Raw genomic sequence first — 255 nt, 5'->3', positions numbered from 1 at the left:
TTCTTTTTGAATTCAAAGCTTGTTTAAAAACTCTAATTCACTCGGTTTTGCTTGGTAAAATCATAAATTTTACTTACTTATCTAGTTTTCAATGTACAAAATAATGCAATGAATACTCCAATGAGCACTCAAAACTGAATACAATATGTCAATGTTATTCCTATTTCATCTTCGTAAGAAGATGTTTCCGAATATATCCTTAGAAAGGAGGTGATCCAGCCGCACCTTCCGATACGGCTACCTTGTTACGACTTC

1 rRNA gene is annotated in these 255 nt (G+C 33.3%); it reads right to left on the bottom strand.

Going from position 1 to position 255, the window contains the following annotated elements:
- Positions 1–203 precede the first annotated feature (203 nt).
- Positions 204–255 (bottom strand): 16S ribosomal RNA (locus tag ACF91D_RS32395); the annotation flags it as partial.

The organism is Staphylococcus sp. 231237_7MaSpsaltlick (genome assembly GCF_043107035.1).
Note: the sequence above shows the minus strand (reverse complement) of the source record. Positions and strands in the feature narration are given on the sequence as shown.